The sequence below is a fragment of the Xanthomonas codiaei genome (genome assembly GCF_002939785.1).
GTDB lineage: Bacteria > Pseudomonadota > Gammaproteobacteria > Xanthomonadales > Xanthomonadaceae > Xanthomonas > Xanthomonas codiaei.
Map to the genome: position 1 here is coordinate 124,383 of NZ_MDEC01000002.1, position 15,368 is coordinate 139,750.

The following is a 15,368-nucleotide window of genomic DNA, read 5'->3' on the forward strand; positions in this document are numbered from 1 at the left end:
TGATCAGTGCAGGGTGCCACGCCCGGCGTACGCCGGCGTGGCGGAATTCTCAATGGATCGTTCCGCGGCGGCGCTGGTGGCGCACTGTTGCAGCTGCCAGTCGATCCAGCGCCAGTACAAGGTGGTGTGCAGATTGTGCAGGGTCAGGTCGATGGCATAGGGCGTGCGCGGATTGCGGTCCAGCAAGCGCGCCACGTGATAGCCGATCGGCTTGATGCCCTTGGGATGCACGTACACCAGAAAGCCCTGATAGAACGGATCGTCCAGCAGCGTCTGCAATGCCTGCAGCTGCGCCTGCTGCTGCGGCTCCAGGCTGGCGCGCAGCGACGCATCGCGTTCGTAGAGCAGCCGTTCGAAGCGTCGCTTGCCCGGCCCGCGCAGTGGCTTGGACAGTTCCCAGATCCGCCGGTTGAGCGCGTCGTAATGCGCAAAGCCGCCATGCCGGGCCAGCGCCTGCGCCGCCGCATCGCTGACATCCACCACCACGAAGTTTTCGGCCTGGTTATGGATATCGTCCAGATAGGCCTTGTCGAAGACGTGCGCGATGAAACCCGGCGCACCGACGAAGGCCTGCCGTCCCAGTCGTGAGGTCTTGACCGCCTTGCCGTCGGCAAAGAATTCACCAGCGTGCGCGCCGAGCAGAATGCTGTCGGTATCGTGCAGGGTCAGGAAGGTGCCGATCGACAGCTCGCCGGGCGTGAACATCTGGTCGAATCCGGCATCGCCATACAACTCGCGTTGGGTGGCGAGCTGGGCCACCTGCCGCCCCACTCCGCATTCGGCGCGCACATGCCCGCGGTAGAACGCATCCAGTGCCTGCGCATTGCCGGCACGCGGCCGATAGCCGCGGCCGAAGCTGCGAAATCCGCTCCAGCCCTGCGTGGCCGCACCGCGCCAACCGAAGCCGATCCAGCCCAGTTGCAGCGCCGAAAAACGGTAGTTCGGATTGTCCTGCAACTGGGTCACCGCACGGCGGGTTGCCGCCCCCACCTCGAACCCATAGGCGCAGTGCGTGGCCGGTTCATCCAGCAACGCCTTGAGTGCGGCGCTGCGTTGGGACGTGCTCCAGCTCGACGGCAAGGTCACCTGCAGATCGCCGGCCGCCTGCGCCTGCGCCCGCGAGGCGCGTGTGCACGGAGCGCCTCCGGCGATGACCGGCGCCTGGACCGCAGCCTCGCGAATGGTCCAACCCAGGCGTTGCAACAGCGCCTGCACGCAGTCGGCGCTGGCTGCGCCTGCTGCATCGCTGGGCGCAGCCGTCGCTGCCTGCAGCAGCTGCGCAGCGACCAGCACTGCGGCACAGCACAGCGCCGCCACACGGGCACGCACGCCATGCCGCGTGGCCACGCAGCTGGAGGGCAATGCACGCTGAGAGCACGGCAGCTGAAGTTTGCTCATTCGCATGACGGCGGGGATGGACGGCGTTGTTCTCTCGACCACAACAGAAAGCCCCGGCATGGCCGGGGCTTTGCGGATTCACTGCATCAGGTTCAGCGGCGTTCGCAGACGCGCTCGACGCGGCGGTTGCCGTTGGCCTGCTGGCGGTTGCCCTGGATGGTGCGGCCTGCCGCGCCGCCTGCCACTGCACCGGCGACCGTTGCCAGCTTCCTGCCGTTGCCGCCACCCACCTGGTTGCCCAGCAGGCCACCAATGGCCGCACCGGCCACGGTGCCGCCGATACGATTGGGGTCGGTCGAATTCTTCTGCACTTCCACGTTGCGGCAGCGCACGCGCGTGCCGTCGGAAAACTTGCGGCCCTCGTCGGCTTCCGTATACGACCCCTGATTCGAGTAGCGCTGTGCCTGCGCAAAAGGACTGGTCGCCATCAGGCCGATCATGGTCAGGCCCAGCAGGGATGTCTGGATTTTCATCGTCGCTCTCCATCGTTCTCGCCCGCTCGGGCAGTCATGGCCCGCACTCTGTTCGCCTGGTCGAGAACATCACGTGAAGCGCGCTTGCGGCTATTCAGGCACTGGCGCGGAGCATGAACCGATCGTCACGGCTGCGTGGACGGTTCGTATTGCGGCTCCTTTGCCGGCGCCGGCGGCGGGTCCTGCGCCTCCACCGGCAACGGCGCCACCGGGGGCTGCGCCACCGCCGCTGGGGCCGCGGTGGCCGGGGCAGCCGACCCCACCGGTGCATTGGCAGCCGATGCCTGCGCAGGTGGTGCTGCAGGCGCCGTTGGTGCGACCGGTGCTGCCGGCGGATGTGTCGGCATCGGTGCGGGCGCGGGCGCCGCTGCGGCGGGTACCGCTTCGGTCACCTTGGGCAGATACGAGGTCAGGCGCTCGAAAAAGCGCTTGTAGAAGGCCGCGTCCTGCACGGTGGTACTGGACACGCGCACCAGCGAATCGCCGCTGCTGCCTACCGGCAGCGACACCGATCCCAACACGCCCACCCCCACGCTGGCGGAGGTCGTACTCTTCTTCAAGGCATAGCGGTCCTGCAGCGCGCTGACGAACACCTGCGCCTTGCCGTCATCTTGCGTGGCGCAGGAGATGCGCAAGTTGAGTTGCTCGCTCTGCTCGGCGTCCTTCAACTGGAAGTTCTTGCTTCCTTCCACCGCCGCCGCATCGGCACGGGTGACGGCGTAGCCCTGGCTCAACAACACGCGCCGAGCCGCTTCGCAGGCCTGTGGCGAGCTGGCCGCCACACTGCGCGAGTAGGTGTCGTCGGAATCGAACGACTCACGCATCAGCATCGTGTCGCCCTTGCTGCCACCGCAGCCGGCCAGGGTTGCCAGCGCGCCGAGCAGTACGCCATGCGCGATCAGGGAAGTACGAGACATGGGAAGATTCCATCATCCAAAACCGGCCAAAGCATAGCCGCAACCCATGTGCGCGCGGTGTCGCCTCGCCTGCTCAGGGCATCGGCGGTTCATCCGCTGGCAGTTGCAGGTCCACCTGCAGGCGGCTGCCATCGGCACCGATGCGTTCGGCGCGCAGGTAGTGATGCGTGCTGACCGCCGCCAACGGCACCGGTGCCCGGCACGGCTCGCCCCACAGGCTCAAACTGAAGCCCTGCGCCTGCAGCCAGGCGGTCAGCCGGTCCCATAACGGCTGCTCGGCGCGCAGCATCAGGTCCAGGTCGGCCGGCCCGTCAGGCACCAGGGTGGGTGACTGCAGCCAGCGTGCGTAGCTGCCATGCACCCGCACCGGCACTCCCAGCGCCTGCACGGCCTGCAGCAACTGCGCGGCCTGCGCCAGGTCCAGCTGTGCCCGGCAGTGCTGGAAGATCAGCGCGTATTCGTGGCTGCGGTTGCTATTGGTGCGTGCATGGGCGATAGCACCGGCTGCGCGCTGGTAGCACAGCACCCGCTCTTCGTGCAGCGTAAACAGGCTGCCCAGGATCCGGCCAAGGTCCCAGGCCTGCGGAATCAGTCGCCCGCCAAGACAGATGTTTTCCACCATCACCACGCCGAATGCGTCTGGGCGCAGCCGCCGTCGCAGCGCATGGAACACCGCGCGCATGCCGGCAAGATAGCCGGCGTAATCGGCACTGGCATACAGCTGGCCTGGCTGCGCTTCACCCTGCCACTGGCAGCCGAAATACGGCACGTTGGTCAGGCACAGATCAATCGCCGCTGCGGGTGCCGTCTGCACCAGGCTGCCGAGCACGACCGGCGCATCCACCCCATGCCGCTGCAGCCGTGTGCGCGCCAGCTGCGCCCGCGCGGCATCGATTTCCATGCCGTGCGCACTGCGGCCTTCGAGCGCCGCGGCGAGCAAGGTGGTGCCGAATCCGCAGAACGGGTCGAACACCTGCTCGCCCGGCAGGCTGAAGTGGCGCACGAACGGGCGCATCTGGTTGACCCAGCCGCAGTCGCGGCCGTGCAGCGGATCGCTGGCACGCAAATTCTCCGGTAACGCCCAGACGGCATCGTCGGCGCTCGGTGTCCACCAGCTACGCTGATCGAACTCATCCATCGGCCGGCTCCCACAGCACGTCGGCGTCGGGGTTCCAGCCGGCGCACAGGCGGCCATTGGCGAAAAACACCAGCTTGTAGATATCGCCGGTGGCATGGCGCGCATGCATGGCCGCGTAATCGGCACTTTCGAAGACCACCTGCAGGCCGTCGTCGCCACGCAGGCGCACATTCCAGAAGTAATACCCTTCGGTCATGCCGTCGAGCTGCCACTGCGCCCACCATGGCTGCTGCATGCAATCGGCCAGCAATGGCTCCACGCCGATGCGCTGCTGTTCGATATAGCGCCAGGTGCCGTTGCTGCGATATGCCTCGTCCAGCCGCGACAACTCGCGGAAGATGACCTGGCTGGCGCCGCAGCGGCGTGCCCACGCGATGTAGTGCGCCACGTCTTCGGCACAGCAGATGCCATCGCGTTGCACGATGCAGACCAGCCGTACCGGCAGGCGTTCGGCAATGCTGCGCGCGGTGCGCATGAAGGTGGACGCATCGGCGATGGGCTCGCCCGCCCGAAACCGCATGATGGCATCGTTGCGCGCCTGCAACGGATGGTGGCGCGACAGCTCGATCCACGACAAGCCGAATTGGCTCAGTGCATCCAGCAGGCGCTCGCCTTGCGCACGCGCCAGGCCCGCCCCGTTGCTGTAGAGCACGCGCTGCTCGACCTGCGGGCCATCCGGTGTCTGCGACAAGGTCTGCAGCAGGGTCTGCAGCCAGTGTGCGTCGTCGGTCATCTCCAGACCCGACAACGAATACGACAACGGCACTGTGTGCAGCACCTGCAAGGCGGCACGCAGCTGATCGAAATACGCTGGACCCGGCCGCAGCATCGACGCCGTCAGGCCACCGCCGTGCTGGCGCAGGTTTTCCGAACAGAACCCGCAGCGTGCCGAGCAGGGGCGCACTGACGCATACGGGGTGAAGGTGACCGGCAACGCCATCCGATAGCGGCGTTCGCCGATACGCAAGCGATGCCAGCGGTTGCCCTCGTCCTGCAGCGGCACACGCCGCTGCAGGCTGGGTACTGCCGCGCGCAGCTGCGTCAACAGCGGCGAGACGGGCGACAGCGGTGCGTCGTCGATGGAAGCGGGCATGGCCATGCCTGCGTGCGGCCGGTCAGCGACGCGCCGCGTCGGCGCGCGCACGCACCTGCTCCAGCGTCCACTCCTGCTGCATCGCCCCGTTTTCCCACACCGTCACCAGCGCATCTTCGCTGTCGGCGCTGGCGGTCGCTTCGTCGAGCAATGCACTGCGGTAACTACCATCACGACGGTCGCGCAGCAGGGTCAGCCGACCGCGCTTGCTCTGCTTGCCCTGGTCGGTGATCGGATCCTTGTAGACATGGATCCACTGCCCGTCCACACGCACCGCCGAGCACTTGAGTGCGAACTTCTGGGTATCGCGGTCCACCTTCTGCAGCAACGCACCGCCCATGCCGAAGGCGACGTTGTCGGCGGCATAACCGGCTGCGGTGATCCGCTCGAGAATCGCGCGCAGCGACTGCGGGTTGATGCCATCGCCCTGGATCACGCGCACGTGGTCGAGCACCTTGTAGCCCTTGCCGTTGACCTGATGGCCGAAGGCTTCGTCCAGCAGCAGCAGGCATTGTTCGACCACGTCCACCGGGTCGCCGGAATCGGGGCGGATCACCACTGTCGCGCCAGAGGCGACGATCTCCTCGCGCAAGGTGGTGCCCCAATGCTCGGCAATGGCGCGGTAGATGTCGTAGCTGTCCGAGACCACCGCCACGATGGAACCAGGCCGTGCGAATTGGGTGAGCATGTTGCGATACGCATCCACCTCGCGCTCGCGGCCCCAGCTGGTGATGGTGCTGTGCTCGGCGGCGGGAATCGAAAAGCCCGCCACCGGCGTGTGGTAGTGCGCGCGTGCCAGCAGCAACGCCGACAAGGTATCGGTGCCGAGAAAGTTCACCAGATGCGCGGCGCCACCAAGCGCAGCCGAACCCAGGCTGGATACGCCGCGCGCGCCGAAGTCATGCAGCTTGAACGGCAACTGCCCTTCCGGATCGTCGCTGGTGCGCTCCAGGTAATCGCGCACGATCTGCTTCACCTGCCAGCTCACCGTGGCCACCGTCACCGGATACCACACGCGCAGCAACAGGGTTTCCAGATACGACGGCACCCAGAACGCCTTGGCGTCGGTGGACTCGATCGTCATCAGCACGTTGTGCGTGGGCACTACCGTGCCTTCGGGCACCGCACGGATGCGGATCGGCAATTGGCCACCAAGACGGTCGACGATATCGCGCCAGCCGGCCTCGTTGAACGGCTCGCCATGCGCGGCCAGCAAGGCCTTCGCATCGTCGATATCGGCGTGCGTGACCGGCCGGCTGATGGCTTCTTTCAGAATCGACTGCAGGCCGAAGAACACGGTCTGGTCATACACGCCGCCGCGCGATTCGACATAGAAGAACGAGGCATCGGTACCGGGCGGATACTGCAGCCAGTGGCTGGCCTTGTAGCTATCGGTATTGAGCAGCAGGTTATCGAGGTAATGCATGACGGAAGCTCCTTCGCGTCGGGAAAACCGGCGGTCTGTCCGCCGGCGGGAGGCTGTGCTGCAAGCAAAAACACACGGTATGCGGACAACACCGATCGGTGCCGGCACGCAGGCGCATGCGGCTGCCTTCAACCACGGCCCAGGAAGAATTCAAGGATATGCAGGTGGTCTTCGTACAGACGCGGGCCCATCGCCATGACTTCGGCGATCGGAATCCAGCGCGCCTTGTCGGCATCGTCGCCACCGCGCACGACAGGCAGCTCGCCGGCCGGAAATTCGAAGTGGAAGGCATGGGTGATGGTGCGCCCGCGCAGGCTGCGGTCGGGATGGTCGAACACCTGGCGGGCACGCAACGAGCCCTTGAGCACCGGCACCGGCAGCTTGAGCCGGGTCTCTTCGCGCAGCTCGCGCAGGCAGCTTTCCAGCAGCCCCTCGTCCTGTGCAACGAAGCCGCCCGGCAACGCCCACAGGCCCTTGCCCGGCTCGGCACGACGGCGCACCAGCAACACGTGGCCCGAGTGCACCACCACCGCATCGGTGGTCACGAAGGTGGGCGCATACGGCGCATCCTTCCAGGCAGCGCGGTAGTGCTCGATGAAACGGTATTCGGCCACCAGTTGCGCATAGCTGGGCGAATTGCGCCGGAACGCTTCAAGCATGTCGTAGACCGGCGCCGGCACATTGCCGCGCAGCATCAACAGCCCGCCATGGAAACCGATGTCGCCAGCCTCGAACAGATAGCGGCGCAATTCGGTGGCCGACAACGTGGCGGTGTGCTGCACATCTTCCAGCGGCCACTGCGGAAACTCACGCAGGTAATAACTGCTGGCATCCTTGTCCATGCCGATCAGGCCAACCAGCGCATCCGGCGCGCCGCCATCGGCCTGTACTGCTTCGGCAATCTGGCGTTGCACGTCGGCAATCCACAGGCTTTCGTTATAGAGATGATCGCGCAGTGGGCGCAGGATCAGTCGCGCGTTCTCGCCCGGCAACGCGGACTCGATCATCACCGCGCGTTCTGCGACGGTCCAGGGATTGCGAATGGTGCGTGGCGTGTCGGCCGAGCCGATCAACACAATGAGCTTGCTTGCCTTGCCCAGCGCATGGCGGGCGACGGCGGCATGGCCGTTATGAAAGGGCTCGAAACGCCCGATAAACACGAGATAATCGTACTGCGATGCCATGAGAATCCCTCACGGTTGGTGGGTAGCCAGCGGTCTGTCCGCTGGCTTGGTGCAAATGCTACGCCGATGCGCGGCGGCGTCAAGCAGGCGATCAAGCGGGCGATGGTGTCTGCATGCAGCATCACTGTCGTGACGCAGCGGTCATCATGGCTGGCTAGACTCGGGACTCTTGTTTCCAGGGAGTTCGCCTGCATGCCACGTCCGATCGCGCAGATGCTGCTGCGCCGCCTTCTCGCCACCGTTGCAGTGCTGTGCATCGCCCTGCCCGCACTGGCGGCAACGCCGAGCGCACCGCTGCGGGTGATGTCGTTCAACGTGCGCGTGCCGGTCGATACCGACGGCAACAAACGCTGGCAGGCGCGTCGCGATGCCATGGTCGCGTTGATCCGTCAGGCGCATCCGGATGTCGTCGGCACCCAGGAGCTGGTCCAGGAGCAGGCGCAGTATCTTGCAACGCACTTGCCGACCTATCGCTGGTTCGGCAAGGGACGCAGCGCCGACGGCGGCGGTGAACACATGGGCGTGTTTTATGACAGGCGCGCGCTGACGGTGGTCGAATCGGGCGACTTCTGGCTATCCGAAACGCCCGACATTCCCGGCAGCAGCAGCTGGGGCACGGACCTGCCACGCATGGTCACCTGGGCGCTGTTCGAGCGTCGCAGCGACAAGCGCCGGTTCTACCTGTTCAACACGCATCTGCCGCACCGCGATCAGGATGAGCAGGCCCGCGAGCAAGGCGCACGATTGATACTGTCGCGTATCGCGAAACTGCCTGCGGATAGCCCGGTGGTGCTGACCGGCGATTTCAACAGCGATCCGGACAAGCGTACCTACCCCACGCTCACCGCCGTGCTGGGCGATGCACGCACGCATGCACCCAAGCGCAACGGGCCGGAAAATACCTTCCAGGATTTCAGCACCCAGCCGACCCGGCGCATCGACTGGATTCTGTTCCGCGGCCTGACGCCCACCCGCTTCACCACCCTGGACGACCGCCCCGGCGGCATCCTGCCGTCCGATCATTATCCGGTGCTGGCCGAGTTCGACTGGCCGCGCTGACAGCAAGCGCCCAAGCACTCATCGCGCCGGCAATGACGCGCCTTCCAGCGGCTACGGGATCCGATCTTGTGGGTGTTGCGGCCGCTTGAAGCCGCTCACAAACATCTCAAGCACTCGTCATGTCGCTATGGAAGGCGCACTTGAATCAGTGGTTGCACCGTTAGGACATTGAAAGTCCGCACAGCGGCACGCGCGATGTGCCCGCCGCTCAAACCGTCTGGATGCCCGCCTGTGCCGCGCTGGCCTGCAGCCATTCCAGCAAGGTCTGCAGGATCGCCGATGGCGTGTCGCGCCAGACGATGGAGAGCTCGCGCCGCGCCCAGGTTTCGTCCAGCGGCACTGCCGCCAACTGCTGCCTGACGCTGGAGCACGCCAGCGCCGCGTGCGGCACGATGGCCACACCCACACCGCGCGCCAGCATGCGGCACAGCGTCTCGATGCCGGGTACGCGCGCGCGGATGCGCAGATGCACGCCGGCCCTGGCCAGGTGCGTGCGCAGGTGACGCTGCAAGGCGTTGTCGGCCGACAAGGCCAGCAACTGCATCTGTGCGATATCGGTCAGGCGCACGCTGCCCGCAGCGGCCAGCGGATGGCTGGCGGCCATCGCCAGCACCAGGCGATCCTGCCGGAACGGGCGCCGCTGCAGGCCGGTGAAATCCGCATGCCCCGCCACCACGGCCAGGTCGGCGCGTTCATCGCGCACCGCGTCGGCGGCCTCCTCGCTCCCCCACTCGGCCAGGGTCAGATCCACCCGCGGATGCGCCAGCAAGAAATCCGCCACGCATTCGGGTAGCCATTCCGAGAGTGCGGCGGTGTTGGCGGCCAGTCGCAGCGTGACCTGGCCGCCGATGCCATAGTCGCCAAGTTCGCTGCGCATCGCCTGCTCCTGCCGCGCCAGCACCCGTGCGTGCCGCAGCAGCACCTGGCCGGCCGCAGTGAGCGTTACCCCACGCCGACCACGCTCGAACAGCGCCGCCCCGACCTGCAACTCCAGCGCACGGATGCGCGCACTGGCGGCCGCCAGCGACAGCGCCACGCGGTCGGCGCCAGCCGTGATACTGCCGGTGTCTGCCACCGCGACAAAGATCCGCAGATCGACGAATTCCACCTGCATATGCACTCCCAGCCTTCGGCATGGCCGAAGTCTGCCTCAAACAATGACAGCTTGCCGGCTCAGCATCGCCACCCGGATCCTGGCGCCCATGAACGGACATGTGTCGCAGTGGCTGCTGGTTGCAGCGGTCTTCCTGCTGGCCGGCGGCGTCAAGGGCGTGGCTGGCATGGGGCTGCCGACGGTGGCGATGGGGCTGCTCGGGCTATGGCTGCCGCCCAGCCAGGCCGCCGCACTGCTGGTGCTGCCTTCGCTGGTGACGAATCTGCAGCAGGCCTGGGGGCCGGCGCCGGCAGCGCTGTTGCGGCGTCTGTGGCCGGTATTGGCACTCGTGGCGGCGGGCACCTGGCTGAGCGCCGGGGTGATGGTCGGCGGCAACCCACGCGTCCTGCGCGCCGCGCTCGGCGTGCTGCTGGTGGCCTACGCCCTGCTCGGGCTTGCGCGCCGGCAATGGATGCTGCCGCCACGCCACGAACGCTGGGCCAGCCCGCTGACCGGACTGGTCGGTGGGCTGCTCAACGGCGCCACCGGTGTTCTGGTGATTCCGGTGGTGCCCTACCTGTCTGCGTTGGGCCTGCCGCGTGAGCTGTTGATCCGCGCACTGGCGGCGTGCTTCGGCACGGCAACGCTCGCCCTGGCCATTGCGCTGGTCTGGCATGGCGGGGTGCCGCTCTCGGCCGGCCTGCCATCGCTGCTGGCGCTGGTACCCACCGCAGTGGGCGTATGGGCTGGCACGCGGGTGCGCCGCCGCATCTCTGCCGACGTGTTCCGTCAGGTATTTTTCGGCACCTTGCTGCTGCTCGGCCTGCAGGCCTGCTGGCAGGCGCTGGCCTGAGACCTCGCTGACAGCGGATGCCGCACACAAACGAAAACGCCACCGGCAAGCGGTGGCGTTCGTCGATCGGATGCGCAGCGGCGATCAGTCTGCCCAGCGCCCCGGGGCCGTGGATTGCGGCAGCACCTGCGCCGAAAGCGGTTGGTCCTGCGACAGCAGGCCCAGCGCATCGGCCAGGATGGCGGCCGACTCGTGCAACAACGGGTCCGGACGCTTTTCTGCCGCCTTTTCGCGCGCGGTGTCCTTGACGATGTCGCGTTCGCTGCCGGTCAGGCCGTCATCGGTGTCGTCGGCAAGCGGATCCAGCGGCAAGCCGAGCTGCTTGCGAATCTGCTGACGATCCTTGCGCTGCTGGTCCTGCTTCTGGCGCTCGGCCAGGCGCTCGGCCTCGTTCAAGGAAATGTACTTCTTGGCCTTCTCTTCGCGGAACTGCTTGACGTCCTCTTCCCACCACTGGAACTCCTTGTCGGTGGCGATGCGTGCGGTGTGCAGCGTCTGCAGCTTGGGCAGCAGCGGAGCGAAGTTGCCGTACTGGGTGTGCGGCGCGGCAGCGATGCGCGTCCACGGCAGCGCGTTGTCGTAGGTGCTCTCGCCGAACTCGGTGGCATCCACGCTGGCCGGGAAGGCGATATCCGGCACCACGCCCTTATGCTGGGTGCTGGAACCGCTGACGCGGAAGAACTGCGCAATGGTCAGCTTGACCTGCCCGTAGCGCTGGCCTTCGGCGGCCGGCCAGCGGTCCAGGTCGACGATGTTCTGCACCGTGCCCTTGCCGAAGCTGGTTTCGCCGATCACCAGGCCACGGCCGTAGTCCTGGATGGCGCCGGCAAAGATCTCCGATGCCGATGCCGAACCGCGATTGATCAGCACGCCCAGCGGGCCATCCCAGGCAACCTTCGGATTGCTGTCGCCATTGACGGTGACCCGGCCACCGGATTCGCGCACCTGCACCACCGGGCCCTGTTCAATGAACAGGCCGGTCAGTTCGATCGCCTCATCCAGCGAGCCGCCGCCGTTGTTGCGCAGATCCAGCACCACGCCGTCGACCTTGTCGGTCTTGAAACCAGCCAACAGCTTGGCAACGTCGCGCGTTGCAGACGCGTAATCGGTCGCGTTGCGACGACGCCCTTCGAAATCCTGGTAGAAGCCCGGCAGCTTGATGATACCGATGCGGCGTTCCGGCTGACCGCCCTGCGCCGGCAAGGTGATGGTCTCGCCCTTGGCGGCCTGCTCAGCCAGGCGCACCTTCTGCCGGGTCAACGTGACCGTGCGGTGCTTGCCGTCGATGCCTGACTCGGCCGGGATGTATTCCAGGCGCACCTGGGTGTCCTTGCTGCCACGGATCTTGGCCACCACGTCGTCGATCCGCCAGCCGATCACATCCTCGATGGCGCCATTCTTTGCCTGGCCCACGCCGACGATGCGATCGCCCGGCTTGAGCGTGCCATCCACCGCTGCCGGACCGCCCGGGATCACCTCGCGGATCACCACCATGTCGTCCTGCTTCTGCAGCTGCGCGCCGATGCCTTCCAGCGACAGCGACATCTGCTGATTGAACGTCTCGGCCGTGCGCGGGGTGAAATAGTCGGTGTGCGGGTCGACGGCGTTGGTGTAGGCGTTGACGAAGAACTGGAATACGTCCTCACCCTTGAGCTGCTTGACCGAATCGGCGAGCGCGGCATAACGCTTGTCCAGCGTCTTGCGGATGTCGTCGGGCTTCTTGCCGGCCAGCTTCAGGCGCAGCCAGTCGTTCATCACCGACTGCCGCCACAGCACATCCAGCTGCTTGTCATCCGACGCCCAGGGCACGTCCTTGCGGTCGTACTCGAACTTGTCGCTGCCGTTGAAATCGAAGTCCTGCTTGAGCAGGTCGCGCGCGTACTTGACCCGTTGGTCGACGCGCTTGCGGTACACCGCAAAGACCTGGAATGCCGGTTCCAGATTGCCGCCGCGCAATGCGTCGCCAACACCAGCCTGCAACGACGCAAAACCGTCGATATCGGCCTGGGTGAAGAATTGCTTGCCGCCATCGAGCGCTTCCAGATACCGCTTGAAGACATCCTTGGCCATCGCCTCGTCCAGCGTGCGTGGCCGATAGGCATAGCGACTATCGGACAGCAGGCCATAGACGAGCTTGGTCGCGGTCGCCTGCTCGGGCGTGGCGGCCGCCGGCAGCGCGGTATCGGCGCGTGCGAGCAATGCCATCGGAGTGGTCAACACCAGCGCCAGCAGGCCGGCCTTCATGGACGCAGAAACGTTGTAGGTCATCGAATGGCTCTCGGCACGGGGCCGATGAAAGAAAGGCGGTGATCGGATCAGACAGCATGACAGTGCCGAAAGTTGCTGGCGTTGTCATCCGCTGGCTGAATCAGCCTAGCGCCGGGCCTGTATCGGATTGTGAACGAGACCGTACCTCGCTCAGCTGGATGCCGACGCCGAATGCAAAACGGCCCCGTGCGCTGCACAGGACCGAATCTGGCGAATCAGCACTGGTGGTGGAAACAGCATCGCGGCCGTCAATACGCAATTGCGCATCCGGCCTTGGTGCTGGCCGCGCCGACCAACAGCGCGCGACGGCAATCACATGCCAGCCACCGGTACTGCCGCTCAGGCGGCGACGCCAGCGCCTGCGGCCTGCCGGTCGGCGTGGTACGACGAGCGTACCATCGGACCCGATGCGACGTGGCTGAAGCCCAGCGCATTGCCGTACTCCTCCAGCGCCTTGTATTCCTCCGGCGTCCAGTAGCGCATCACCGGGTGATGGTGCGGCGTCGGCTGCAGGTACTGGCCGATCGTGATCATGTCCACATCGTGCGCGCGCAGATCGCGCAAGGTGGCCTGCACCTGCTCCATGGTTTCGCCCAGTCCGAGCATGATGCCGGACTTGGTGGCGATGGCCGGATGCTGCGCCTTGAAGCGCTGCAGCAGGGTCAGCGACCACTGGTAATCCGCACCGGGGCGCACGTTCGGGTACAGGTCCGGCACCGTTTCGATGTTGTGGTTGAACACATCCGGCGGACTGAGCGCCAGGATCTCCAGCGCGCGGTCCATGCGGCCCTTGCCACGGAAATCCGGGGTCAGGATCTCGATGCGGGTGTTGGGCGAACTGGTGCGGATGGCGGAGATGCAATCCACGAAGTGCTGCGCACCACCGTCGCGTAGATCGTCGCGGTCCACGCTGGTTACCACCACGTATTTCAGGCCCATGTCGGCCACGGTGGTGGCCAGGCTGGCCGGCTCGCCGGCATCCGGCGGCTTGGGCCGGCCGTGTGCCACATCGCAGAACGAGCAGCGCCGCGTGCACACCTCGCCCAGGATCATGAAGGTGGCGGTGCCGTGGCTGAAGCACTCGTGGATGTTCGGGCAGCTGGCTTCTTCGCAGACGGTGACCAGGCGGTTTTCGCGCAACTTGGCCTTGAGGTTCTGCACCGCGTTGCCGGACGGAATCCGCACGCGGATCCACGAGGGCTTGCGCAGTACCGGTGCATCGACAAACTGCACCGGCGAGCGATTGATCTTGTCGCCACCGATCTGCTTGACGCCGGTCTGCAGCGGCGCAGGCGCGGCGGTGTCGCCGGAGACGACCTGCAAGGGGATGGAACGGGCGATAGGCTGGGTCATGACGGTACGGGCGCTCAGGCCGGAAGCGAAAGGTCGGGCAATGCGGAAACGGGCTGCAGCACGAGGCCGAACTGGCGCGCCAGTTGCTCGAGCAGCACCGCCTTGACGGCGTCCATCCCGGAGGGGCCGCCCAAGTCTAGCACCGAGGTCACCTGCAGACCCTGGTAGCCACAGGGGTTGATACGGTGGAACGGCTCCAGGTCCATCGCCACGTTGAACGACAACCCGTGGAAGGTGCAGCCACGGCGCACCCGGATACCGAGTGCGGCGACCTTGGCTGCGCCCACGTAGACGCCGGGCGCGCCGTCGCGACGCTCGGCCAAGATATTCCACTCGTCCAGCGTGTCGATCAGCGCCTGCTCGATCTTGCACACGTAATCGCGCACGCCAATCTTGAGTCGGCGCAGGTCCAGCAGCGGATAGACCACCAACTGGCCAGGGCCGTGATAGGTCACCTGCCCGCCGCGATCGACCTGCAGCACGGGAATCTCGCCCGGCGCCAGCACGTGCTCAGGCTTGCCGGCCTGGCCCAGGGTGAACACCGGCGCGTGCTCGACCACCCACACCTCGTCGGCCGCGTGCTCATCACGCGTATCGGTGAAACGCTGCATTGCACGCCACACCGCGGTGTAGTCCTGCTGCCCCAGGTCGCGCAAGTGCGCCGGCGGGATGGCAACCGGCGCCACGACCGGTTCGGCCGCTACAGCGTCCACTTCACTTCCGGATGGTCGCGCAGCGCCTGGTGCGCGGCGTCGAACTGCTCCCGGCTCTCGGCGCGGAAGCCGATCTTGACCGAGACATACTTGCCGCTGGAAGAATGCTTCCAGCTGACGCTTTCCTGCAGCAGCTCCACGCCGGTGGCGGCGAGCAGGCGCGGAAGCTCCGTCTCCAGGCCACGATCGGCCGCGCCCATGGCGCTGAGCTCGAAGGTGCCGGGAAACTGGAAGCCGTGATCGGGGTTGTCGGTGCTGATATCCATCGCCCCATTATCGGGCCGGTGGCGGGCAAACCCAAGTCCATACAGTCCGAAACGACAGGCGGAGCCACGTGCCTGGCACGGACTCCGCTACATCGCGCCGGACGTCGCGCGCCCAGCAAGGTTCAGCTTGCCGG

At 66.3% G+C, this 15,368-nt stretch carries 14 protein-coding genes; 2 read left to right on the forward strand and 12 right to left on the reverse strand.

Annotated features, from left to right (window positions below; all coding sequences use genetic code 11):
- Positions 1-3 precede the first annotated feature (3 nt).
- From XcodCFBP4690_RS01880 to XcodCFBP4690_RS01910, 7 genes are all read right to left on the reverse strand, one after another.
- On the reverse strand, positions 4-1,398 hold the full coding sequence (locus XcodCFBP4690_RS01880; RefSeq protein ID WP_244183556.1) for a hypothetical protein: 1,395 nt from the start codon (positions 1,396-1,398) through the stop codon (positions 4-6).
- Positions 1,399-1,490: 92 nt separating this feature from the next.
- Positions 1,491-1,871, reverse strand: a complete 381-nt coding sequence (locus XcodCFBP4690_RS01885; RefSeq protein ID WP_104539376.1) for a glycine zipper 2TM domain-containing protein — start codon at positions 1,869-1,871, stop codon at positions 1,491-1,493.
- A gap of 125 nt (positions 1,872-1,996) precedes the next feature.
- Positions 1,997-2,788 carry a DUF2242 domain-containing protein gene (locus tag XcodCFBP4690_RS01890; RefSeq protein WP_104539377.1) on the reverse strand — a complete coding sequence of 264 codons (792 nt, stop codon included), beginning with the start codon at positions 2,786-2,788 and terminating at the stop codon, positions 1,997-1,999.
- 73 nt (positions 2,789-2,861) lie between these two features.
- The gene (locus XcodCFBP4690_RS01895) at positions 2,862-3,926 is read right to left on the reverse strand and encodes a DNA methyltransferase (protein ID WP_104539378.1); all 1,065 of its coding nucleotides are present in this window, start codon (positions 3,924-3,926) and stop codon (positions 2,862-2,864) included.
- Complete coding sequence (locus XcodCFBP4690_RS01900; protein WP_104539484.1) at positions 3,919-5,019, reverse strand: hypothetical protein; 1,101 nt, start codon at positions 5,017-5,019, stop codon at positions 3,919-3,921. The genes XcodCFBP4690_RS01895 and XcodCFBP4690_RS01900 overlap by 8 nt, the downstream gene beginning before the upstream one ends.
- Positions 5,020-5,041: 22 nt before the next feature.
- Positions 5,042-6,445 carry a nicotinate phosphoribosyltransferase gene (locus tag XcodCFBP4690_RS01905; RefSeq protein WP_104539379.1) on the reverse strand — a complete coding sequence of 468 codons (1,404 nt, stop codon included), beginning with the start codon at positions 6,443-6,445 and terminating at the stop codon, positions 5,042-5,044.
- Positions 6,446-6,573: 128 nt separating this feature from the next.
- Positions 6,574-7,629 (reverse strand): bifunctional nicotinamide-nucleotide adenylyltransferase/Nudix hydroxylase, encoded by a 1,056-nt coding sequence (locus XcodCFBP4690_RS01910; protein ID WP_104539380.1) that lies wholly within the window; start codon positions 7,627-7,629, stop codon positions 6,574-6,576.
- Between the two features lie 192 nt (positions 7,630-7,821).
- Here XcodCFBP4690_RS01910 and XcodCFBP4690_RS01915 point away from each other — a divergent pair, with 192 nt between their 5' ends.
- A complete protein-coding gene (locus XcodCFBP4690_RS01915; protein ID WP_104539381.1) occupies positions 7,822-8,688 on the forward strand; it encodes an endonuclease/exonuclease/phosphatase family protein in 867 nt (288 codons plus the stop codon).
- A gap of 208 nt (positions 8,689-8,896) precedes the next feature.
- Here the strand turns inward: XcodCFBP4690_RS01915 and XcodCFBP4690_RS01920 are convergent, their stop codons facing one another.
- On the reverse strand, positions 8,897-9,802 hold the full coding sequence (locus tag XcodCFBP4690_RS01920; RefSeq protein ID WP_104539382.1) for a LysR substrate-binding domain-containing protein: 906 nt from the start codon (positions 9,800-9,802) through the stop codon (positions 8,897-8,899).
- An 88-nt stretch (positions 9,803-9,890) separates the two neighbouring features.
- On the opposite strand from XcodCFBP4690_RS01920, the gene XcodCFBP4690_RS01925 reads away from it, so the two are divergent.
- Positions 9,891-10,634 carry a sulfite exporter TauE/SafE family protein gene (locus XcodCFBP4690_RS01925; RefSeq protein ID WP_104539383.1) on the forward strand — a complete coding sequence of 248 codons (744 nt, stop codon included), beginning with the start codon at positions 9,891-9,893 and terminating at the stop codon, positions 10,632-10,634.
- An 84-nt stretch (positions 10,635-10,718) separates the two neighbouring features.
- Here the strand turns inward: XcodCFBP4690_RS01925 and XcodCFBP4690_RS01930 are convergent, their stop codons facing one another.
- The 4 genes from XcodCFBP4690_RS01930 to XcodCFBP4690_RS01945 form a co-directional block, all read right to left on the reverse strand.
- Entirely contained in the window at positions 10,719-12,878 is a 2,160-nt protein-coding gene (locus tag XcodCFBP4690_RS01930) for a carboxy terminal-processing peptidase (RefSeq protein WP_208622673.1), read from the reverse strand.
- 363 nt (positions 12,879-13,241) lie between these two features.
- Positions 13,242-14,255, reverse strand: coding sequence for a lipoyl synthase (gene lipA / locus XcodCFBP4690_RS01935; protein ID WP_104539385.1), 1,014 nt, complete (start codon positions 14,253-14,255; stop codon positions 13,242-13,244).
- 14 nt (positions 14,256-14,269) lie between these two features.
- The gene (lipB, locus tag XcodCFBP4690_RS01940) at positions 14,270-14,968 is read right to left on the reverse strand and encodes a lipoyl(octanoyl) transferase LipB (RefSeq protein WP_104539386.1); all 699 of its coding nucleotides are present in this window, start codon (positions 14,966-14,968) and stop codon (positions 14,270-14,272) included.
- Positions 14,956-15,234 carry a YbeD family protein gene (locus XcodCFBP4690_RS01945; protein WP_104539387.1) on the reverse strand — a complete coding sequence of 93 codons (279 nt, stop codon included), beginning with the start codon at positions 15,232-15,234 and terminating at the stop codon, positions 14,956-14,958. Before XcodCFBP4690_RS01945 ends, lipB begins: the two co-directional genes overlap by 13 nt.
- Between the last annotated feature and the right edge of the window lie 134 nt (positions 15,235-15,368).